Origin of the sequence: Halomonas tibetensis, assembly GCF_042643535.1 — a bacterium.
GTDB classification, from domain to species: Bacteria; Pseudomonadota; Gammaproteobacteria; order Pseudomonadales; family Halomonadaceae; genus Halomonas; species Halomonas tibetensis.
In genome coordinates this window covers 13,873-34,307 of the sequence record NZ_JBHRSQ010000012.1, presented here as the reverse complement: position 1 = coordinate 34,307, position 20,435 = coordinate 13,873, and the positions used below count along the sequence as shown (strand labels likewise).

Genomic DNA, 20,435 nt, shown 5'->3' with positions numbered 1-20,435 from the left:
GAGGAGGCATCGATGAGCACCGAGACACCCACGAATATCCTGCAGACGCTGGACGCCGGCGGCCGCACCTTTCACTACCATAGCCTGGCGAAGGCTGCCGAGGCGCTGGGCAGCATCGACCGGCTGCCCATGACCCTGAAGATCCTGCTGGAGAACCAGCTACGTTTCGCCGATGACGACAGCGTTTCCCGTGAGGACATGCAGGCGCTGGTCGACTGGCAGAAAGAGGCCCGCTCCGACCGCGAGATCGGCTACCGCCCGGCGCGGGTGCTGATGCAGGACTTCACCGGCGTGCCCGGCGTGGTGGATCTCGCCTCCATGCGCGCCGCGGTAGAGGCGCTGGGAGAGGATCCCGCGCGCATCAACCCGCTCTCGCCGGTGGATCTGGTGATCGACCACTCGGTAATGGTCGACAACTTCGGCAACCCCACCGCCTTCAGGGACAACGTCGCCATCGAGATGGAGCGCAATCACGAGCGCTACGAGTTCCTGCGCTGGGGCCAACAGGCCTTCGACAACTTCAGCGTGGTGCCACCGGGCACCGGCATCTGCCATCAGGTCAATCTGGAGTACCTGGGCAAGACGGTGTGGACCCGTGAGGAAGACGGCAAGACCCTGGCCTATCCCGACACCCTGGTCGGCACCGACTCCCACACCACCATGATCAACGGCCTGGGCGTGCTCGGCTGGGGCGTGGGCGGTATCGAGGCGGAAGCGGCCATGCTCGGCCAGCCGGTTTCGATGCTGATTCCCGAAGTGATCGGCTTCAAGCTCACCGGTAAGCTGCGCGAGGGCATCACCGCCACCGACCTGGTGCTGACGGTGACCGAGATGCTGCGCAAGAAGGGCGTGGTGGGCAAGTTCGTGGAGTTCTACGGTGACGGCCTCAACGAGCTGCCGCTGGCCGACCGCGCCACCATCGCCAACATGGCCCCGGAGTACGGTGCTACCTGCGGCTTCTTCCCGGTGGACGACGAGACCCTCAACTACCTGCGTCTGACCGGCCGCGAGGACGAACAGGTTGCCCTGGTGGAAGCTTACAGCAAGGCCCAGGGGCTGTGGCGCGAGCCCGGCGCCGAGCCGGTGTTCAGCGACACTCTGGCGCTGGACATGGGCGAGGTGGTGGCGAGCCTGGCCGGCCCCAAGCGTCCCCAGGACCGCGTGGCTCTCAGCGACATGCAGGCCGCCTTCGAAAAGGTGATGGAAGACGACGGCAAGCCAGCCTCCTCCAACGAACGCACCGTCGAGAAGGGAAAGCTGATGTCCGAGGGCGGTCAAACCGCCGTGGGCGTCGGGCGCAGCTTTGATCACGCCGACAGCCAGGATGTCGCCCTGGACGGCGAGCAGTTCAAACTCGATCCGGGTGACGTGGTCATCGCCGCCATCACGTCCTGCACCAACACCTCCAACCCCAGTGTGATGATGGCCGCCGGGCTGGTGGCGCGGAAAGCCCGTGAAAAAGGACTGGATACCCAGCCCTGGGTGAAGACCTCGCTCGCTCCCGGCTCCAAGGTGGTGACCGACTACCTGGCCGCCGCCGGCTTCAACGAAGACCTCGACGCGCTGGGCTTCCATCTGGTGGGCTACGGCTGCACCACCTGCATCGGCAACTCGGGTCCCTTGCCGGCTCCCATCGAGAAGGCGATCGAAGCAGGCGACCTCACCGTGGCCTCGGTGCTCTCGGGCAACCGCAACTTCGAGGGCCGCGTGCATCCGCTGGTCAAGACCAACTGGCTCGCCTCGCCGCCGCTGGTGGTGGCCTATGCCCTCGCCGGCAACGTGCGATGCGACCTGACGAAGGACCCCATCGGCACCGGCAAGGACGGCGAGCCGGTCTACCTCAAGGACATCTGGCCCAGTCAGGCGGAAATCGCCGAGGCGGTAGCCAGGGTCAATACCGAGATGTTCCGCAAGGAGTACGCCGAGGTATTCGAAGGCGACGAGGTCTGGAAGGCCATCGACGTCCCCCAGAGCAAGGTCTACCAGTGGTCTAAAGATTCCACTTATATTCAGCACCCGCCCTTCTTCGAAGGCATGGGCCGTGAGCCCGACGCCATCGGGGACGTCAAGGATGCGCGAATACTCGCCCTGCTGGGAGACTCGGTCACCACCGACCATATCTCGCCGGCCGGCAGCATCAAGCCGGACAGCCCCGCCGGGCGCCACCTGCAGGAGCACGGCGTCAAGCCGGTGGACTTCAACTCCTACGGCTCACGCCGAGGCAACCACGAGATCATGATGCGGGGCACCTTCGCCAACGTGCGCATCAAGAACGAGATGCTCGACGGCGTGGTTGGCGGCGAAACACGCCACGTACCTTCCGGCGAACAGATGGCGATCTACGACGCCGCCATGCGGTACCAGGAAGAGGGCACGCCGCTTGTCGTGATCGCCGGCAAGGAGTACGGCACCGGCTCCAGCCGCGACTGGGCCGCCAAGGGCACCCGCCTGCTCGGCGTGCGAGCCGTGCTGGCCGAGTCCTACGAGCGCATCCACCGTTCCAACCTGATCGGCATGGGCGTGGTGCCCCTGCAGTTCCCCGAGGGCGAGAGCCGCAAGAGCCTGGGTCTCACCGGCGACGAGAAGGTCTCCATCGAGGGGCTCGCCGACCTCACCCCGGGCGGCAAGGTCAAAGTGACCGTGGCGTCCGACAAGGGCGAGAAGAAAATCGAGGCGCTTTGCCGCATCGATACCGCCAACGAGTTGGAGTACTACCGCCACGGCGGCATCCTCCACTATGTGCTGCGCAAGATGATCGGTGCCGCCTAAGACACTTCCGATCACCACAGCGAAAGGCCCGCCGGAACATCGGCGGGCCTTTTTCGTAGCGGTGTCGCGACTCAGAACGAGCGGCGGCGATAGAAACGATACTCGGGCGTCCAACAGCTGCGCTCGATAGCTGCGCGCAGCTTGATGCCGTTTGTCTTAAGCGCCACGCCCTCGCCCTGGGCCTGGGCGGCCACGTCGAAGGCGATGGCCTTGGAGAGCTCGCGGATCTTGCCGAGCGGCGGCAATAGCGCCCCCTCTCCCTCCTTGACGATAGGTGCCTCTCGGGCCAGCGCCCGGGAGGCCGCCATCAGCATATTGTCGGTCACCCGCCGCGCCCCGGCGGCCACCACGCCCAACCCAATACCCGGGAAGATATAGGCGTTGTTGCACTGAGCGATGGGGATACTGCGCCCCGCGTACTCCACCGGAGGGAAGGGACTGCCGGTGGCCACCAGGGCCGCCCCCTCTGTCCAGCGGATCACGTCTTCGGGAAGCGCCTCGGCCTGGGAGGTGGGGTTGGAGAGCGGCATGATCACCGGTGTCTCGCAGCCGGCATGCATGGCGCGCACCACCTCCTCGGTAAAGATGCCCGGCCGACCGCAGACACCGATCAGCACAGTAGGCTGGATCCGACGAATCGTTTCCGCCAGGTCCTGCCCCTTCCATCCCTCGGTGAGCATCGGTTCGTGGGCCAGACGGGACTGGAAGTCGCGCAGCCAGGTCTGGTCCGAGGTCACTAGCCCCTCGCGGTCCACCATGAATATCCTCGCCCGGGCTTCCTTCTCGGCGAGCCCCTCGGCCTGCATGGCCACCACTACCTGCTCGGCGATACCGCAGCCGGCGGAGCCTGCCCCGACGAACACCACTCGCTGCTGGCCGATGGCCTCGTGGCGAGCCTGGCAGGCCGCCATCAGGGTCCCCACCACCACCGAGGCGGTGCCCTGAACGTCGTCGTTGAAACAGCACAGCTCGTCGCGGTAGCGCTCGAGCAGCGGCACCGCGTTAGCCTGGGCGAAATCCTCGAACTGCAGCAGCACGCTGGGCCAGCGGCGCTTGACGGCATCGATGAACTGCTCGAGGAAGGCGTCGTACTCATCCTGGGAGATGCGTGGGTGGCGCCACCCCATATACATGGGGTCGTCGAGCAGCGCCGGATTATTGGTGCCCACATCGAGCATGATCGGTTGGGTATAGGCGGGGCTGATGCCGCCACACGCGGTGTAGAGCGACAGCTTGCCAATAGGGATGCCCATGCCGCCGATGCCCTGATCGCCCAGGCCGAGAATCCGCTCGCCGTCGGTGACCACGATCACCTTGACGCGATCCTTGGTGGAGCTGCGCAGGATGTCATCCATCCGATCACGGTCGCCATAGTTGATAAACAACCCGCGATGGTTGCGGTAGATGTTCGAGAATTCCTGGCACGCCTTGCCCACCGTGGGCGTATAGATGATCGGCAACATCTCTGCGAGGTGCTCGGAGACCAGGCGGAAAAAGAGAGTCTCGTTGTCGTCCTGAATAGCGCGCAGATAGATATGCTTGTCCAGATCGTTCTGGCACTGGCGATACTGCCGATAGGCCCGTTCCACCTGCTCCTCGATGGACTCAACGCACTGGGGGAGCAGGCCGATCAGGTTAAATTCGATGCGCTCCTCATGGCTGAAGGCACTGCCCTTGTTGAGAAGCGGCATCTCCAACAGCGAAGGGCCGGCGAAGGGAATATAGAGGGGACGCTTGGTTTCAGTGGTCATCTCTTCTCTCGATACGGTGACTGGAACGTGCCATTGGCGCTCTGACGGCACCTTTTAAGACACTCTATCACGCCCGATACGACCGCGCCCCAGCCAGGGCCGGGGCGCGAAATCACGCAAAGATCACCTTTCACGACCGGCTCAGCAGCCCTTGGCCGCCGGTACACGGGCCGCTTCGCCCTCAAAGAAGAGGGGACGCAGCTTCACACCCAGCATGTTGCCGGCGAACGCCGCCACCAGCCAGACCCAGCCATGCAGGCTCCCCGAGGCAATGCCGCTGAAGTAGGCGCCAATGTTGCAGCCGAAGGCCAGGCGGGCCCCGTAGCCGAGCATGAGACCACCGACCACCGCCGCCAGCACCGACTTCGCCGGAATGCGGAAGTTGGGGGCGAACTTGCCGGCCAGGGAGGCCGCCACCAGGGCGCCGACCATGATGCCCACGTTCATCACCGTGGTGATGTCGCTCCACACGCTGGCCTGCAGAGCAGAGGCGTTCCAGCTCGCCTGCCAGTAGCCCCACTGGCTGACGTCCCCGCCCAGCGCTTCGAAGCCCTTGGCACCCCACAGGGCGAAGGCAGAGGTGATGCCCCAGGGACGCCCCGCCAGGGCCAGGGTGGCATAGTTGAGCAGCGCCAGGGCGACGGCGCCAAACAGCAGCGGCCAGGGGCCGGTCAGCCAGCGACGGTTGCCGGTATCGATCGTCGGCGTCTGTTCGAGCTGGCCATGGCGGCGTTTCTCCATCACCACGGTGAAGGCGACGATGGCCACGAAAAGCGCCAGGCTCACCGCGATTCCCCCGCCAACGCCGGCGGTCTGCACCAGGGAGACCGGCCGGAAGGCCGGCAGGCTCTGCCACCAGCTGAAGTGAGCGGTGCCGATCAGAGAGCCGACGATAAAGAACAGCAGGGTGATCAGCATGCGGGCGTTGCCACCGCCAGCGGTGAACAGAGTGCCGGAGGCGCAGCCGCCGCCAAGCTGCATGCCGATGCCGAACAGGAAGGCGCCGAACACCACCGACACGCCAATGGGCGCCACGAACCCGAAGACTGGCTGGCCAAAGAGGTGACCCGCCCCCAGTGCCGGGAAGAACAGCAGCACGGCGATGGCCAGCATGACCATCTGGGCGCGCAGGCCGCGGCCACGGCGCTCGGTGATGAATACCCGCCAGGCGGCGGTAAACCCGAAGGCGGCATGGTAGAGCACCATGCCCAGCAGTCCCCCCACCACCATTAGCGCACCGCTGCGCGCACCATAGGCCGCACCCACGGCCAGGGCGCCCAGCAGCAGGGCGCCGGCCGCAACGGCGGACAGGGAGAGTCGGGAGCGTTGTGTCAGGGCAAGATCACTCATGGCGGGCTCTCTCGTCATCATACGGAGGCGAAGTGGCCAAACATCCTAACCGCCCAGAACCCTTACGTAAAAGTATTTAAAATAAGCCGTTAATGCTATCAAGGAATAAAGGATCGTGTCAGATGGGCCTCAACGCCGGCGGGCGCCCGCCGGCAACATCAGCAAGTGAAGGGCAGGCGTCAAACGAAGCGGCCCAGGCCTGCCGCCTCGCGCAGGCGGTCCATGAAGGGGGCCGCCTCGGCGCGGGCACGATCGGCGCCCTTCTTCAGCACCGCCTCGATGTGGCCCGGGTCCTCCATCAGCGCCTGGTAGCGCTCCCGCGGCTCGCGCAGATGCGCATTGAGGTAGTCGAACACCTGGTTCTTGGCGTCACCCCAGCCGATGCCGTTGGCGTACTCGGCGCGCATGGCGGCAGTCTCCTCCGCCGTGGCGAAGGCGGAATAGATCTGGAACAGGGTGCAGCTATCAGGGTCCTTGGGCTCACCGGGCTCCAGCGAGTTGGTCTTGATCTTGCGCACCAGCTTCTGCAGCTTCTTTTCTGCGACGAACAGCGGAATGGTGTTGTTGTAGCTCTTGGACATCTTGCGCCCGTCCAGGCCGCCCAGCACTTCCACCTTCTCGTCCACCACCGCCTCGGGCAGGGTGAAATATTGCCCTTTGTAGAGGTGGTTGAAGCGCCCAGCGATATCGCGAGCCATCTCGATATGCTGGATCTGGTCGCGCCCCACCGGCACCCGGTTGGCGTTGAACATCAGAATGTCGGCAGCCATCAGTACCGGATAGCCGAACAGGCCCATGGTGATACCCTTATCGGGGTCCTGGTTCTCGGCGGCTTCGTTCTCCGCCACCGCGGCCTTGTAGGCGTGGGCACGGTTCATCAACCCCTTGGCGCAGACGCAGGAAAGCATCCAGGTCAGCTCGGGGATCTCGGGAATGTCGGACTGCTGATAGAAGATGGCATTGTCGGTATCCAGCCCCAGCGCTAGCCAGGTGGCGGCGATCTCCAGGCGCGACTCCTGCACCCGACGCGGATCCTGGCACTTGATCAGGGCATGCAGGTCGGCGAGGAAGTAGTAGGACTGTACGTTCGGGTCCTGACTCGCCTCGATGGCCGGCTTGATGGCGCCGACGTAGTTGCCCAGGTGAGGGGTACCGGTCGTGGTGATGCCGGTCAGAACGCGGGTCTTCTCGGAAGCTGCACTCATGGGGTAGGTGGACTCTGCTGATCGGAAATGCCGGCTATGGTAACGCGCGGCCGCCCCACAAGGCGAACGGGCCTCACCGTCCCAAGATAGCTAAAGAAGACATCGTCGGGCAGAAGCCGATCTCGACATCAGGCAGCGAGGTGAATTGTCGCCTCAGGGGCGACCAGCCCCGCAGCACCAGCAGGCCTCGAAGACGCCCTCCTGGGGCTCTCCGCAGCCAGGGCAGTGCCAGGCCTGCGCCTCGCTTTCGCCGGCCAGGGCCTGGCGGATCAGCGTCTCGGCGCGCACGCGGTTGTGGGTCTTCACCCATACCTCTGGCTCGCATTCCCCCAGCGGCAGCTCGCCGGCGCCGCCGCCCAGGGTCATGTTGCGCAGCCGTGCGGGGATGCCCGCGGCCTCCAGCAGGTTGCTCACATGGCTGACCAGCAGCGCATTGGAATGGGCAAAGACGCGCACCGAATCGACGCTCATCTCAGTCTCGGAAGACCCGCACGCCCAGAGCCTTGAGGTAGCTGGTCTCCGGAATTGCCGGGTGCACCGGATGGTCTGGTCCCTGGTGGCCCTGGAAGATGACCTGCCCGTGGCGGTCCTGATGGCGCACCGCGCCGCGCACCACGTCCATCAGCCGCTCCGGCGCCAGGTGCATGGAGCACGACGCCGAGAGCAGCAGGCCATCGCGGCCCAGCAGACGGATCGCATCCCGGTTGAGCTTGCCGTAGGCCCGCTCGCCGTTGGCCATGTCCTTGCGCTTCTTGATGAAGGCCGGCGGGTCGAGGATCACCACGTCGAACTCCTCGCCGTCGGCCTTGAGCGCCGCCAGGGCCTCGAAGGCGTCGCCCTCGCCCACCGACACCTGCTCGTGCAGGCCGTTAAGGGCGGCGTTCTCGGCCACCCGCTCCAGGGCCGCCGCGGAGGAGTCCACGCAGAGCACCTCGCTGGCGCCGCTGGCCGCGGCCTGCACGCCCCAGCCGCCGACGTAGCTGAACAGATCCAGCACCCGCTTGCCGGCCACGAACTGGTTGAGCCAGGCGCGATTGACGCGGTGGTCATAGAACCAGCCGGTCTTCTGACCGTCGAGCACCGGCGCGGTGAACTGTACGCCGTTTTCTTCCAGCATCACCGGCTCACTCACGGCGCCCTTGACCACCTCCACGCCGAGTTCGAGGCCCTCCTGGCGGCGGCCGCTGGTATCGTTGCGCAGCACCACCGTGGTTGGCGCTAGCACCTTGTCCAGGGCATCCAGGAGTTCGGGCAGCACCGCCTGAATGCCGGCGGTGTTGAGCTGCACCACCAGGGTATCGCCGAAGCGGTCGATCACCAGCCCGGGCAGCAGGTCGCCTTCACCGTGAACGAGACGATAGTAAGGGGCGGCGAACAGGCGTTCGCGCAGCGCCAGCGCCTGGTTGAGGCGGTGCACCAGCAGCGAGCGGTCGAGCCCCTGCTTCGGCTCACGGGAAACCAGCCGCGCGCAGATCAGCGAATTCGGGTTGACGTAGGCCACGCCCAGCGCCTTGCCGTTCGCGGCCTCGATCACCACCTGCTGGCCGGGCTCGAGGGCCTTGAGCGGTGTGGCGTCGGTGTCGATCTCGTTGGAATAGAGCCACAGGTGACCGACCTTGAGGCGGCGGTCGGCGTGCTTCTTCAGGCGCAGGGAGGACAGGGTCATGGGAATCTCTCGATGAATCAGGTCTGGCAGAGGGAGCAGTAGACACTGGCCCGCTGCCCGAGGGTGATGAGGCGCAGCTCGGCGCCGCAGCGCCGACAGGGCTGGCCGTGGCGGCCGTAGACGTTGAGGCGCTGCTTGAAGTAGCCGGGTTCGCCGGTGCCGCCGACGAAGTCGCGCAGGGTGGTGCCACCCTGGGTGATGGCGGCGGCCAGCACTTCCCTGGCGGCGGCGGCCAGTCGATCAAAGCGCTCGCGGGAGATACGCCCGGCGGCACGGCGCGGATCGATGCCGGCCATGAACAGCGCCTCGGACGCGTAGATATTGCCCACTCCCACCACCACGGCGTTATCCATCAGGAAAGGCTTTACCGCCACGCGCCGGCCGCGGGAGAGCACAAAGAGCCGCTCGCCGTCGAAGGCGTCCGACAACGGCTCCGGCCCCAGGCGCGCCAGTCGCGGGTCCCGCTCGGGGCTGTCGACCAGCCAATCCACGAAGCCGAATCGGCGTGGGTCGTGGTAGCGCAGGATGGCGCCGCCATCGAGCACCACGTCGATATGATCATGCTTCCTGGGCAGTTCGCCGACCCGCACGATACGCAGGCTGCCGGACATGCCCAGGTGCCAGAGCAGAGTGCCACCGGCCAGGGTATCTCCCGCTGGATCAGCGCCAACCGCGTCGCCGCTGGACAGCGGCATCAGCAGATACTTGGCACGGCGCGAGAGTGTGCCGATGCGCGCGCCCACCAGCCGCTCACCCAGATCCACCGGCACCGGCACCCTCAGACGCGGCTGGCGCACGATGACCTCGCTGACCTCGCGCCCCTCGATGTGGGGGGCGATGCCACGGCGGGTGGTCTCGACTTCAGGCAGTTCGGGCATGGCACCATCGCTCAGACGATCGTCGGCGTCTTCCAGAAACGCCTGAACCCGGCTGATCACTCAGCCGGGTTCAGGAAGACAGGCTGGAACACCTGCGGAAGAAGACCAGGACTTACTTGATCTTGGATTCCTTGTACATCACGTGCTTGCGAACCACCGGGTCGAATTTCTTGAACTCGAGCTTGTCCGGCGTGTTCCGCTTGTTCTTGTCGGTGGTGTAAAAGTGACCGGTACCGGCACTGGACACCAACTTGATCTTGTCGCGCATGACTGCTGCTCCCTGAATGGATATCGCTTAGACGGCATCGCCGCGCTTGCGGATGTCGCTGAGCACCGCTTCGATGCCCTTCTTGTCAATGACGCGCATGCCCTTGGAAGAGACGCGCAGCTTGACGAAACGGTTCTCGGACTCCACCCAGAAACGGTGGGAGTGCAGGTTCGGCAGGAACCGGCGGCGGGTCTTGCGCTGGGAGTGTGAAACGTTGTTACCAGTCATCGGGCGCTTGCCGGTGACCTGACATACTTTTGACATTGGAGCCTCCAACCGCTGGGCCAGGTATTCGTCGCCAGATGCGCGAACCCTGAGTGTTCAAAACCTGTCGGGCAAACCGGGAGATCCCGTGAAATTTGACCCAAGGGAATTCAAAGGCTGCACTTTATACCAGAGACCGCCACGCCGGGCAAGCACGGAACGGGGATCCAGCAGGGACAAAAGGTGTCACCGCAACGGGTCATGGCGCGATATGGCCAGCCGATAGCGGAAAGCATGCTTGCGACCCTGAATCCCGGGACGTTTACCCAAGGGAACCGAGCGCAGCCGGGCGCGTATCCTATCAAAGCGCCCGAAGAAGCGCTAGCGAAGCGATCAAAGCGCCCCAAGAAGCGCTAGCGAAACGATCGACAAAGCGCTACAGCCACCCTCTCTCGGCAAAGGAGACCACCTCGCCGTCACCCACCACGAAGTGGTCCAGCACGCGGATCTCGAAGAGCCCTAGCGCCTCGCGCAGCCGGTCGGTGATGCGCCGATCTGCATCAGAAGGCTCGGCGATGCCGGAGGGGTGATTATGGGCGAAGATGATCGCCCCGGCGCCCAGTTCCAGAGCGCGTCTGGCCACCTCCCGAGGGTAGACCGAGGCGCTGTCCAGGGTGCCGCGAAACAGCGACTCGTAGCGAATGACCCGATGCTGGCTGTCGAGGAAAAGCGCCGCGAACTCCTCATGCCCCAGGTGGCGCAGCTGGCTGGAGAGGTAGGCGCGAACCAGCGTCGGCGAGGTCAGCGCCTCGCCCCGGGCCAGCTGACTGGCCAGATGGCGCCGCGACAGCTCCAGGGTTGCCTGCAGCTGCACATACTTGGCGCTGCCCATGCCACGGGCGGCGCAGAAACGTTCTCGATCCGCTTCCAGCAGCTGGCGCAGGCCGCCGAACTCCAGCAGCAGGTCCCGGGCCAGATCCACCGCCGAGCGCCCTTGCACGCCCACCCTGAGAAAGATCGCCAGCAGCTCCGCGTCGGATAGCGTCTCCGGCCCCAGCGCCAGCAGCTTCTCCCGGGGGCGCTCCCCCTCCGGCCAGTCCCTGATCGACATCGCCGCCTCCCTGCCCTGCCCGTTTGCTACTCAGTGTAGCCACTCCCTCGTCTACGCAAGGTTCAGCACGGGTGGTAAGGTAGATGGCTGACAACAGCGCCCTGGAACATGTTCATGTCATCTACTTCCGGAACCGGGTTCGCCGGCAGTCGAATACTGTTAGGCATCAGCGCCGGTATCGCCGCCTACAAGAGCGCCATGCTCGCTCGCCTGCTCAAGCAGGCCGGCTGCGAGGTGCGCGTTGTCATGACCCAGGGCGCCCAGGCCTTCATCACCCCGCTGACTCTGCAGGCACTGACCGGCGAGCCGGTGCGTACTTCGCTGCTCGATCCCGAGGCCGAAGCCGGCATGGGCCATATCGAGCTCGCCCGCTGGGCCGACACCATCCTGATCGCCCCGGCCACCGCCGACCTGATGGCACGCCTGGCCGCCGGCATGGCCGACGACCTGCTCACCACCCTGTGCCTGGCAAGCGATGCCGAGAAGGTGATGGCCCCGGCCATGAATCAGGCCATGTGGCGCCACCCGGCCACCCTGCGCAACGCCGCCAGGCTCGCCGAGGATGGTTGGCGGCTGCTCGGCCCCGCCAGCGGGGACCAGGCCTGCGGTGACGTCGGCCCCGGTCGCATGCTGGAACCCGAGGCGATCGCCGAGGCTTTGCTGTCTCCTTCTCCGGCGCCCGATGCCGCGCTGTCTCCTTTTACGGCGCCCGATGCCGCGCCAGCTGAAGCGCCCGCCTCCCATGAGGCCGCCGGCCTGACGATCACCATCACCGCGGGTCCCACCCGGGAGCCGCTGGACCCGGTGCGCTACCTCTCCAATCACAGCTCCGGCAAGATGGGCTATGCCTTGGCTGCAGCCGCCGCGGCACTCGGCGCCCGGGTACAGCTGATCAGCGGCCCGGTCGTCCTGCCTTGCCCGGAAGGCGTAGAGAGAGTCGACGTGGAAACGGCGCTCGAGATGCACGAGGCCGCCAAGCGACTGGCGCCGGCCAGCGATATCTTTATCGGCTGCGCCGCGGTGGCCGACTACCGCGCCGAGAACGCCGCCGAGCACAAGATCAAGAAGGTCGAAGGCGAAGATGGCCTGGTGCTGCGCCTGGTCAAGAACCCCGACATCATTGCCACCGTCGCCGCCCTGCCGGCAGCAAACCGCCCCCTGGTGGTAGGTTTCGCCGCGGAGACCCGCGATGTGGAGGCCTACGCCAGGGGCAAGCTCGCCCGCAAGGGACTCGACATGATCGTCGCCAACGATGTCTCTCAGACGGGGCTAGGCTTCGGCAGCGACGACAACGCCGCCCTGCTGCTATGGCGCGATGCCTCAGCCGCGGCCGCGACCACGGGGCCGGAGCGCCTGGACCAGGAAAGCGTGCAGCAAGAGACCTTGGGTCCGCAGCCCAAGCGCGAGTTGGCCATGGCGGTGGTGCGCCGCGCCCTGACCTGCCTGGCCGCCCGCACCCCGCGCTGAGCGACCCAGGCGCTTAACAACATGCTGGCCTAACTCTCAACTACCCTTTCAGGAACGCCCGATGCCCCACCCTGACGCCAAGCCCCGCCTGGCCGTGAAGCTCCTCGACGAGCGCCTACGCGACCATATGCCCCGCTACGCCACCGAGGGATCTGCCGGCATGGACCTGCGCGCCCTGCTCGACGCCCCGCTCACTCTCGAGCCGGGTCAGTGCGAGCTGGTGCAAACCGGCCTGGCCATCCATATCGCCGACCCGGGGCTAGCCGGCCTGATCCTGCCCCGCTCGGGCCTGGGCCACAAGCACGGCATCGTGCTCGGCAACCTGGTCGGCCTGATCGACTCCGACTACCAGGGCGAGCTGATGATCTCGGTATGGAACCGCAGCCAGAGCGACTTCACCCTCCAGCCCTTCGAGCGGCTGGCACAGTACGTGCTTGTGCCCGTGGTACAGGCCGAGCTCGAGCTGGTAGACGACTTCGAGCCAGGTCGCCACGGAAACGACAAGCAAGGCACCGGCCAGCGCGGCACCGGCGGCTTCGGCAGCTCCGGCCGCCACTGACGCCTAGCCCTCCCCGACGCTACCCACAGGACAAGGACACCCATGACCGCCGAGACCCAGACCGTTCCCGCCTCCATCTTTCGCGCCTACGACATTCGCGGCATCGTCGATGACACCCTGACCGAGTCCACCGTCGAGCTGATCGGCCGCGCCATCGGCAGCGAGGCCGCCGCCCGCGGCGAATCCACCGTGGTGGTGGCCCGGGATGGCCGCCTCTCGGGCCCGAGGCTCAAGGACGCCCTGGTGCGCGGCCTGACCGCCACCGGCCGCGACGTCATCGACGTCGGCATGGTGCCCACTCCGGTGCTCTACTTCGCCACCCATGCGCTGGACGGCACCGCCTCCGGGGTCATGGTCACCGGCAGCCACAACCCGCCGGACTACAACGGCTTCAAGATCGTGCTCACCGGCGAGACCCTCTCAGGCGAGGCGATCACCGCCCTGCATACGCGCATCGTCGAGAAGGATCTGGCCGAAGGCCAGGGCAGCGTGCGCGAGGTGGACGTGCGCAGCGCCTACCTGGCCCGCATCCTCTCCGACGTGCGCCTGGCGCGCCCCCTCAAGGCGGTGGTGGACTGCGGCAATGGCGTAGCCGGCGAACTGGGGCCGCAGCTAATCGAGACGCTCGGCGCCGAGATGATTCCGCTGTTCGCCGAGATCGATGGCACCTTCCCCAACCATCACCCCGATCCGGGCAAGCCCGAGAATCTAGTGGACCTGATTCGCACCGTGCAGGAGACCGGCGCCGACATCGGCCTGGCCTTCGACGGCGACGGCGACCGCCTGGGGGTGATCACTCCCTCCGGCCGGATGATCTACCCGGACCACCTGATGATGGCCTTCGCCGAGGACATGCTCGAGCGCAACCCGGGCGCCAAGGTGATCTTCGACGTCAAGTGCACCGGCAACCTGGCCCGGGTGATCGACGAGGCCGGCGGCGAACCCGAGATGTGGCGCACCGGCCACTCGCTGATCAAGGCGCGCATGAAGGAGACCGGCGCCCTGCTGGCCGGCGAGATGAGCGGGCATATCTTCTTCAAGGAGCGCTGGTACGGCTTCGACGACGGCCTCTACGGCGCCGCCCGCCTGCTGGAGATCCTCTCCCGCCAGACGCTGGACGCCGACGCCTTCTTCGACCGCTACCCCCAGGACCTCGGCACCCCGGAGATCAACATCACCGTCACCGACGAGACCAAGTTCGACCTGGTGGCACGGCTGGCCCGGGAAGGCGACTTCGGCAACGAGGGGGTAAAGACGACCCTGGACGGCATTCGCGTGGACTACCCGGACGGCTGGGGGCTGTGTCGCGCCTCCAACACCACCCCGGTGCTGGTGCTGCGCTTCGAAGGCAAGACCGAGGCGGCCCTCGACCGCATCCGCGCACAGTTCGCCGCCGCCCTGAACAAGGTGGGCCCCGAACTGGACGTGGCGCTCTGAGCCCCTCCGGAATCAGCCCCCGGGCTGGCGACCCAAGCGAACACGCTGCCGCGCCTGCGGCGGCCACGAGAAAAAGAAGGGAACCCATGACCGAACAGACCCGCGACCCCCGGCTGGTGGTGGAAGTGCTCTCCGAGGCACTGCCCTATATCCAGCGTTTCACCGGCAAGACCGTGGTGGTGAAGTACGGCGGCAACGCCATGACCGAGGACACCCTGATCGACTCCTTCGCCCGCAATATCGTGCTGATGAAGGAAGTCGGCATCAACCCGGTCGTGGTCCACGGTGGCGGGCCCCAGATCGGCGATCTGCTGAAGAAGCTCAACATCGAGTCGCGCTTCGTCAACGGCATGCGGGTGACCGACGCCGAGACCATGGACGTGGTGGAGATGGTGCTCGGCGGCCTGGTCAACAAGGGGATCGTCAACCTGATCAACCAGAGCGGCGGCAAGGCCATCGGCCTGACCGGCAAGGACGGCAGCCAGATCCGCGCCCGCCAGCTCAAGGTGGAGCACCAGACCCCGGAGATGACCGTTCCAGAGATCATCGACATCGGCCACGTGGGCGAGGTGGAGCATATCTCCACCGACCTGATCGAGATGCTCGCCGAGCGCGACTTCATCCCGGTGATCGCCCCCATCGGCGTCGACGCCGAGGGCCACAGCTACAATATCAACGCCGACCTGGTGGCCGGCAAGGTGGCCGAGGCGCTGGGCGCCGAGAAGCTGATGCTGCTGACCAATGTCGCCGGCCTGATGAACGCCGAGGGCGAGGTCCTCACCGGGCTGTCCACCGCCCAGGTGGATGAACTGATTGCCGACGGCACCATCCACGGCGGCATGCTGCCGAAGATCCGCTGCGCTCTGGAGGCGGTGAAGGGCGGCGTGAAGAGCGCCCACATCATCGACGGCCGGGTGCCCCATGCCATCCTGCTGGAAATCTTCACCAACGCCGGCGTTGGCACCCTGATCACCGACGAAAGATAACACCACCATGACGCAGGCAACCCCCACGCCCAGCCGCCGCGAGCAGATCCTGCAGGCCCTCGCGCTGATGCTGGAGGAGGACAGCGGCAAACGCATCACCGTGGCCGCCCTGGCGAAGCAGGTCGGCGTTTCCGAGGCCGCCCTCTACCGCCACTTTCCCAGCAAGGCGCGAATGTTCGAGGGACTCATCGAGTTCATCGAGGAGACGCTGTTCGCTCGTATCACTCGCATTCTCGAGGAGAGTTCCGAGGCGCTGCCCCGTTGCGGGGCGCTGCTCACTCTGCTGCTGGCCTTCGCCGAGAAGAATCCCGGGCTCTCCCGGCTGCTGGATGGCGGCGTACTCACCGGCGAGACGGCGCGACTGCGTGTGCGCATCCATCAGCTCTTCGAGCGGCTCGAGACCCAGCTCAAGCAGGTGCTGCGCGAGGCGGAGCTTCGCGAGGGGCGCCGCCTCACCCTGCCCGCCTCGGCGGCCGCCAACCTCCTGCTGGCCGCCGCCGAGGGGCGCATCAGCCAGTACGTGCGCAGCGACTTCAAGCGCCGTCCCACCGAGCACTGGGAAACGCAGTGGGCCTTGCTCTCCGCGCAGCTGCTGAGGGAGAACCCGCAGCCGGCGTAACCGAGCACCGCAGAGTGATAGCGCTGGTAATAGCGCTGGAAAAACGAATAACCCCCGGCGGATAACATCCGACGGGGGTTATTGTTAGGATTGGTACCACTGGTGGGAGACCGGCTCCCACAAAAACCAGCTTATGCCACCAGGGCATCTCCGATCTGCTCGCGAATCTTCTTCATGGCGTTCTTCTCGATCTGACGAATACGCTCGGCGGAGACGCCGTAGACATCGGCCAGCTCATGCAGGGTGGCCTTGTCGTCGAGAAGCCAGCGGCGCTGAAGAATATCTCGAGAGCGTTCGTCGAGAGCGGTCAGGGCCACCTGCAGACGACGGGTGGAATCATCTCCCCAGTCACTCTCTTCCAGCCGAGTGGCGGGATCCGCCGAGGCATCATCGAGATAGTGAACCGGTGCCTGCCAGCTGCTCTCGTCGTCCTCACCCGGGGCGGCATCAAAGCCGGCGTCGTGGGAGGCAAGGCGGCCCTCCATTTCGCGAACTGCTTCGGGCTTGACGTCGAGGTCCTTGGCGATGGCATCGACCTCGTCGGTGTTCAGCCAGGCCAGGCGCTTCTTGGCGCCGCGCAGGTTGAAGAACAGTTTGCGCTGGGCCTTGGTGGTCGCGATTTTCACGATGCGCCAGTTGCGCAGCACGAACTCATGGATCTCGGCCTTGATCCAATGCACCGCGAAAGAGACAAGACGCACGCCCTGATTGGGATCGAAGCGCTTGACCGCCTTCATCAGGCCGACGTTCCCCTCCTGAATCAGGTCGGCCTGGGGCAGGCCATAGCCTGAATAGCTACGCGCAATATGGACGACGAAACGCAGGTGCGAGAGCACCAGGCGGCGCGCCGCCTCCAGATCGCCCTCGTCATGTAGACGATAGGCAAGGTCGCGCTCTTCGTCGGCGGTCAGCATCGGAATGCTTCTTACCGCCTTGAGGTACCCGTTGAGGTCATGCCCCGGGGAGAGTTGGCCCACCGGAAGAAGACTGGTGCTCATGTGCCGGATGTCTCCTTGTCAGCCCAAACATACATTGGGATTGATCTATTTTGATGCCAGGAACCGGAAAATGTTCCGTTGAATCGCGCACCGAGGCGTGAATTCCAAGTGTCTCGGGACTGAATCGCAGGGCTGGGTCGCGGGCCTGATGCCACTACCTCGGTTTCCTTTCGGCAAGGTGACGGCTCACCGCGATCCAAGCGCCCAGCCATCCTAAAATTATACTACAGCCCACCAGCATAGCAGAACCGTCAACCCCCAGTCGCGGCAGGCTGAAGCTGGCGCCGTAACTCGCCGCCAGAGACGCCACGGGGGCTGCCAGCCACTCGCCGCCGAGCGTCAGCAGCCCCCAAGCCAGCAACCCTCCCCCCAACCCGTACCAGGCACCGCTGTAGAGGAAGGGGCGACGCACGAACCCATGAGTGGCGCCGATCAGGGTGACCACCTCAATTTCCTTGCGGCGATTCTCCACCGCCAGGCGGATGGTGTTGCCCACCACCAGCAGCACCCCGCCGCCAAACAGCACCCCCAGCGCCAGCGCGGCGCGGCGCCCCAGCTCCGCCAGGTGGCGCAGTCGCTCGATCCAGGCCAGGTCCAGACGCACCTCCTCGACCCCCGTCATCGCCTCTATCTCGTCGGCCAGGGCACGCACCGCTTCCGGCCCGGGGTCGGTCGGGGTCACCACCACGCTGGCCGGCAGCGGATTCTCCTCCAGGCGCCCCAGAGCGTCGGCCAGCCCCAGCGCCTGCTGGAACTCCGCCATGCCCTCGGCAGCAGTAATCAGCCGGGTGCGGCCGACCCCCGCATGGGCGGCGAGCGCCTCCTCGATGCGCTCGGCCTGGGCCTCGTCCACGTGATGCGCGAGATAGGCGGTCAGGGTGGCGCTTTCGGTGAGCTCAGCGTCCAGCAGCCGGGCGCCGTTTAAGGTCAGCCATAGCGCCGCCGGCAGCACCAGAGCAATGGCGATGGCGAGCATGGTCACCAGGCTGCCAATGGGTGCCCGCAACAGCCGCCAGGCGCTGTCCAGAGCCATCGCCCGGTGATGACGCAGCCAGCCGCGAAAGCGACTCGAGGAGCGAGTGCGATGGGTGCGGGCACCGCGGGGTGGTGGCGCGTCGGGGCGGCGACTCATGCGGCCTCCTCGTCGGCCACCAGCCGCCCGTCGCGCAGACGCAGGGTGCGGTGGCGCAATCGGGCAATCAGCGCCAGGTCGTGGCTGGCGATCATCACCGTGGTACCAATGCGGTTGAAGTCCTCGAACAGCGCCATGATGTCAGCGGAGAGCTGAGGATCGAGGTTGCCGGTGGGCTCATCGGCCAGCAGCAGCGGCGGCTTGTTGACCACCGCCCTGGCGATGCCCACCCGCTGCTGCTCGCCGCCGGAGAGCTCGATGGGCAACGCCTTCTCGCGGTGGAGCAGCCCCACCTTGTCGAGCGCCGCGCGCACTCGACGCCCCGACTCGCGAGGCTCCACCCCCTGGATCTCAAGGGGCAGCGCCACGTTGTGGAAGATCGAGCGATCGTGGAGCAGCTGATGGTCCTGGAAAACCACGCCGATCTGGCGCCGATAGTAGGGCACCTGGCTGACGTGAAGCCGGTCGATGTCGTGGCCGGCCACCAGGATACGCCCACGGGAGGGGCGCTCCAGGCGCATGACCAGCCGCAGCAGGGAGCTCTTGCCGGCGCCCGAGTGGCCCGTCAGGAACACCATTTCGCCGCGGCGCACGCGGAAGTCGAGGTTGGCGAGCGCCTCGAAGCGCCCGCCGTATCGCTTGCCCACGTGCTCGAAAACGATCATGTCGAGTCGTCGTTGCCGTCACGATCGAACAGGGCGTCGACGAACTCGCGGGCCACGAAGGGCCGCAGGTCATCCAGGGACTCACCGACCCCGATGAAGCGGATCGGCGTGGTCATCTGCTTGGCCAGGGCGAAGATGATGCCGCCCTTGGCGGTGCCGTCCAGCTTGGTGAGGGTCACCCCGGTGATCGGCACCGCCTCGTTGAAGGTGCTGGCCTGGGCGAGGGCGTTCTGGCCGGTGCCGGCGTCGAGCACCAACATCACCTCGTGGGGAGCCTTGGCGTCCACCTTGCCCATCACCCGATGGACCTTCTTGAGCTCCTCCATCAGGTGGGACTTGTTGTGCAGGCGGCCGGCGGTGTCGGCGATCAACACATCGATGCCGCGAGCCTTGGCGGCGGCCACCGCATCGAAGATCACCGAGGCGCTGTCGGCGCCGGTGTGCTGGGCGATCACCGGCACCTTGTTACGCTCGCCCCACACCTTGAGCTGCTCCACCGCCGCGGCGCGGAAGGTGTCGCCGGCAGCCAGCATCACGCTTCGACCCTCACGCTGGAAGCGCTGGGTGAGCTTGCCGATGGTGGTGGTCTTGCCCGCGCCGTTGACGCCCACCACCAGGATCACAAAGGGACCATCGCCCTTAGGAGGCAGAATCAGCGGTTGGCTCACCGGCTCGAGCATGATGGAAAGCTCCTCCTGCAAAGCGCGATAGAGCGCTTCGCTGTCCTGAAGCTCCTTGCGGGAGACGCGCTCGGTAAGGCGGTCGATGATCTCGGTGGTGGCCTCGATGCCCACGTCCGCCAGCAGCAGCTGGGTCTCGAGATCCTCCATGAGGTCGTCGTCGATCTGCTTCTTGCCGAGGAACAGATCCGCCAGGCCGTCGGTGAGATTGGCGCGAGTCTTGCCGAGGCCGGCCTTGATACGCGAGAACCAGCCCTTCTTCTCACCGGCAACGGGTTTCTCCTGCAGCGCGGCGCGAGGCGGCTCGGGCTCGGGCTCGGCCTGCATGGTGGGGGGCTTGGCCACCTCCTCCACCGGCTCGGGGGCATGCCGAGACGCCCCCGGCTCGACGACAACCTCGGACTCGGGCTGTCGCTCCGGTTCCCGCTCCGGTTCCGGTTCCGCTTCGACCACGCCGCGCTTTTCGGGCAGGGCCTCGGACAAGGGCTCGGGGAGCGGTTCGATCGACTCGCTTCGCTCGGGCTCAGGCTCGGACTCGATCAGGGCCTCGGGCGCCTCGGCGAGATCTTCCTGACGCTCCTGCTCTTCGCGGGTCGCCTCGTGTTCCTGCTGTTTCTTTTTACGCTTGAGAAAACCGAACATGGACAGAATCAGCCTCGCGGGTGAACGAATCGCCACATCCTACCACCG

The 20,435-nt window shown here is 66.0% G+C and carries 19 protein-coding genes; 6 read left to right on the top strand and 13 right to left on the bottom strand.

Features of this window, described 5'->3' with window-relative positions; translation table 11 throughout:
- The first annotated feature begins 12 nt into the window (after positions 1-12).
- Complete coding sequence (gene acnA / locus ACFODV_RS09300) at positions 13-2,769, top strand: aconitate hydratase AcnA (RefSeq protein ID WP_379758061.1); 2,757 nt, start codon at positions 13-15, stop codon at positions 2,767-2,769.
- A gap of 71 nt (positions 2,770-2,840) precedes the next feature.
- Here the strand turns inward: acnA and ACFODV_RS09295 are convergent, their stop codons facing one another.
- The 9 genes from ACFODV_RS09295 to radC all read right to left on the bottom strand — a co-directional run bounded on the left by ACFODV_RS09295 (position 2,841) and on the right by radC (position 11,202).
- Complete coding sequence (locus ACFODV_RS09295) at positions 2,841-4,520, bottom strand: NAD-dependent malic enzyme (protein ID WP_379758058.1); 1,680 nt, start codon at positions 4,518-4,520, stop codon at positions 2,841-2,843.
- A 141-nt stretch (positions 4,521-4,661) separates the two neighbouring features.
- The gene (locus ACFODV_RS09290; RefSeq protein ID WP_379758055.1) at positions 4,662-5,870 is read right to left on the bottom strand and encodes a YeeE/YedE family protein; all 1,209 of its coding nucleotides are present in this window, start codon (positions 5,868-5,870) and stop codon (positions 4,662-4,664) included.
- A gap of 179 nt (positions 5,871-6,049) precedes the next feature.
- On the bottom strand, positions 6,050-7,075 hold the full coding sequence (locus ACFODV_RS09285) for a tryptophan--tRNA ligase (protein WP_379758052.1): 1,026 nt from the start codon (positions 7,073-7,075) through the stop codon (positions 6,050-6,052).
- Positions 7,076-7,228: 153 nt separating this feature from the next.
- Entirely contained in the window at positions 7,229-7,546 is a 318-nt protein-coding gene (locus tag ACFODV_RS09280; RefSeq protein WP_379758049.1) for a putative signal transducing protein, read from the bottom strand.
- 1 nt (position 7,547) lies between these two features.
- The gene (locus ACFODV_RS09275) at positions 7,548-8,741 is read right to left on the bottom strand and encodes a class I SAM-dependent rRNA methyltransferase (protein ID WP_379758046.1); all 1,194 of its coding nucleotides are present in this window, start codon (positions 8,739-8,741) and stop codon (positions 7,548-7,550) included.
- Between the two features lie 17 nt (positions 8,742-8,758).
- A complete protein-coding gene (gene mutM, locus ACFODV_RS09270; RefSeq protein WP_379758686.1) occupies positions 8,759-9,619 on the bottom strand; it encodes a bifunctional DNA-formamidopyrimidine glycosylase/DNA-(apurinic or apyrimidinic site) lyase in 861 nt (286 codons plus the stop codon).
- Between the two features lie 112 nt (positions 9,620-9,731).
- Positions 9,732-9,887 (bottom strand): 50S ribosomal protein L33, encoded by a 156-nt coding sequence (gene rpmG, locus ACFODV_RS09265; RefSeq protein ID WP_290909083.1) that lies wholly within the window; start codon positions 9,885-9,887, stop codon positions 9,732-9,734.
- A 27-nt stretch (positions 9,888-9,914) separates the two neighbouring features.
- Positions 9,915-10,151, bottom strand: coding sequence for a 50S ribosomal protein L28 (gene rpmB / locus ACFODV_RS09260; RefSeq protein WP_290783685.1), 237 nt, complete (start codon positions 10,149-10,151; stop codon positions 9,915-9,917).
- Between the two features lie 376 nt (positions 10,152-10,527).
- On the bottom strand, positions 10,528-11,202 hold the full coding sequence (gene radC, locus ACFODV_RS09255; protein ID WP_379758041.1) for a RadC family protein: 675 nt from the start codon (positions 11,200-11,202) through the stop codon (positions 10,528-10,530).
- A 114-nt stretch (positions 11,203-11,316) separates the two neighbouring features.
- Here radC and coaBC point away from each other — a divergent pair, with 114 nt between their 5' ends.
- From coaBC to slmA, 5 genes are all read left to right on the top strand, one after another.
- Positions 11,317-12,669: a bifunctional phosphopantothenoylcysteine decarboxylase/phosphopantothenate--cysteine ligase CoaBC gene (gene coaBC / locus ACFODV_RS09250; protein ID WP_379758038.1), complete on the top strand. Its 1,353-nt coding sequence runs from the start codon at positions 11,317-11,319 to the stop codon at positions 12,667-12,669.
- Positions 12,670-12,730: 61 nt separating this feature from the next.
- On the top strand, positions 12,731-13,228 hold the full coding sequence (gene dut, locus ACFODV_RS09245) for a dUTP diphosphatase (RefSeq protein ID WP_379758035.1): 498 nt from the start codon (positions 12,731-12,733) through the stop codon (positions 13,226-13,228).
- Between the two features lie 42 nt (positions 13,229-13,270).
- On the top strand, positions 13,271-14,665 hold the full coding sequence (locus tag ACFODV_RS09240; RefSeq protein ID WP_379758032.1) for a phosphomannomutase/phosphoglucomutase: 1,395 nt from the start codon (positions 13,271-13,273) through the stop codon (positions 14,663-14,665).
- Positions 14,666-14,751: 86 nt separating this feature from the next.
- On the top strand, positions 14,752-15,651 hold the full coding sequence (gene argB, locus ACFODV_RS09235; RefSeq protein WP_379758029.1) for an acetylglutamate kinase: 900 nt from the start codon (positions 14,752-14,754) through the stop codon (positions 15,649-15,651).
- Positions 15,652-15,658: 7 nt separating this feature from the next.
- Complete coding sequence (gene slmA / locus ACFODV_RS09230; protein WP_379758026.1) at positions 15,659-16,270, top strand: nucleoid occlusion factor SlmA; 612 nt, start codon at positions 15,659-15,661, stop codon at positions 16,268-16,270.
- Between the two features lie 131 nt (positions 16,271-16,401).
- On the opposite strand, the gene rpoH is transcribed toward slmA, so the two are convergent.
- The 4 genes from rpoH to ftsY all read right to left on the bottom strand — a co-directional run bounded on the left by rpoH (position 16,402) and on the right by ftsY (position 20,387).
- Positions 16,402-17,268, bottom strand: coding sequence for an RNA polymerase sigma factor RpoH (rpoH, locus tag ACFODV_RS09225; protein ID WP_379758023.1), 867 nt, complete (start codon positions 17,266-17,268; stop codon positions 16,402-16,404).
- A 154-nt stretch (positions 17,269-17,422) separates the two neighbouring features.
- Positions 17,423-18,400 (bottom strand): permease-like cell division protein FtsX, encoded by a 978-nt coding sequence (gene ftsX / locus ACFODV_RS09220; RefSeq protein WP_379758020.1) that lies wholly within the window; start codon positions 18,398-18,400, stop codon positions 17,423-17,425.
- Positions 18,397-19,065 carry a cell division ATP-binding protein FtsE gene (ftsE, locus tag ACFODV_RS09215; protein ID WP_379758017.1) on the bottom strand — a complete coding sequence of 223 codons (669 nt, stop codon included), beginning with the start codon at positions 19,063-19,065 and terminating at the stop codon, positions 18,397-18,399. The genes ftsX and ftsE overlap by 4 nt, the downstream gene beginning before the upstream one ends.
- Positions 19,062-20,387, bottom strand: coding sequence for a signal recognition particle-docking protein FtsY (gene ftsY / locus ACFODV_RS09210; protein ID WP_379758683.1), 1,326 nt, complete (start codon positions 20,385-20,387; stop codon positions 19,062-19,064). The genes ftsE and ftsY overlap by 4 nt, the downstream gene beginning before the upstream one ends.
- Positions 20,388-20,435: the final 48 nt, after the last annotated feature.

Excerpts from the sequence above, each read along its gene's own strand:
- acnA (WP_379758061.1), top strand. The coding sequence starts at position 13 with ATGAGCACCGAGACACCCACGAATATCCTGCAGACGCTGGACGCCGGC.
- ACFODV_RS09295 (WP_379758058.1), bottom strand. The coding sequence starts at position 4,520 with ATGACCACTGAAACCAAGCGTCCCCTCTATATTCCCTTCGCCGGCCCT.
- ACFODV_RS09290 (WP_379758055.1), bottom strand. The coding sequence starts at position 5,870 with ATGAGTGATCTTGCCCTGACACAACGCTCCCGACTCTCCCTGTCCGCC.
- ACFODV_RS09285 (WP_379758052.1), bottom strand. The coding sequence starts at position 7,075 with ATGAGTGCAGCTTCCGAGAAGACCCGCGTTCTGACCGGCATCACCACG.
- ACFODV_RS09280 (WP_379758049.1), bottom strand. The coding sequence starts at position 7,546 with ATGAGCGTCGATTCGGTGCGCGTCTTTGCCCATTCCAATGCGCTGCTG.
- ACFODV_RS09275 (WP_379758046.1), bottom strand. The coding sequence starts at position 8,741 with ATGACCCTGTCCTCCCTGCGCCTGAAGAAGCACGCCGACCGCCGCCTC.
- mutM (WP_379758686.1), bottom strand. The coding sequence starts at position 9,619 with ATGCCCGAACTGCCTGAAGTCGAGACCACCCGCCGTGGCATCGCCCCC.
- rpmG (WP_290909083.1), bottom strand. The coding sequence starts at position 9,887 with ATGCGCGACAAGATCAAGTTGGTGTCCAGTGCCGGTACCGGTCACTTT.
- rpmB (WP_290783685.1), bottom strand. The coding sequence starts at position 10,151 with ATGTCAAAAGTATGTCAGGTCACCGGCAAGCGCCCGATGACTGGTAAC.
- radC (WP_379758041.1), bottom strand. The coding sequence starts at position 11,202 with ATGTCGATCAGGGACTGGCCGGAGGGGGAGCGCCCCCGGGAGAAGCTG.
- coaBC (WP_379758038.1), top strand. The coding sequence starts at position 11,317 with ATGTCATCTACTTCCGGAACCGGGTTCGCCGGCAGTCGAATACTGTTA.
- dut (WP_379758035.1), top strand. The coding sequence starts at position 12,731 with ATGCCCCACCCTGACGCCAAGCCCCGCCTGGCCGTGAAGCTCCTCGAC.
- ACFODV_RS09240 (WP_379758032.1), top strand. The coding sequence starts at position 13,271 with ATGACCGCCGAGACCCAGACCGTTCCCGCCTCCATCTTTCGCGCCTAC.
- argB (WP_379758029.1), top strand. The coding sequence starts at position 14,752 with ATGACCGAACAGACCCGCGACCCCCGGCTGGTGGTGGAAGTGCTCTCC.
- slmA (WP_379758026.1), top strand. The coding sequence starts at position 15,659 with ATGACGCAGGCAACCCCCACGCCCAGCCGCCGCGAGCAGATCCTGCAG.
- rpoH (WP_379758023.1), bottom strand. The coding sequence starts at position 17,268 with ATGAGCACCAGTCTTCTTCCGGTGGGCCAACTCTCCCCGGGGCATGAC.
- ftsX (WP_379758020.1), bottom strand. The coding sequence starts at position 18,400 with ATGAGTCGCCGCCCCGACGCGCCACCACCCCGCGGTGCCCGCACCCAT.
- ftsE (WP_379758017.1), bottom strand. The coding sequence starts at position 19,065 with ATGATCGTTTTCGAGCACGTGGGCAAGCGATACGGCGGGCGCTTCGAG.
- ftsY (WP_379758683.1), bottom strand. The coding sequence starts at position 20,387 with ATGTTCGGTTTTCTCAAGCGTAAAAAGAAACAGCAGGAACACGAGGCG.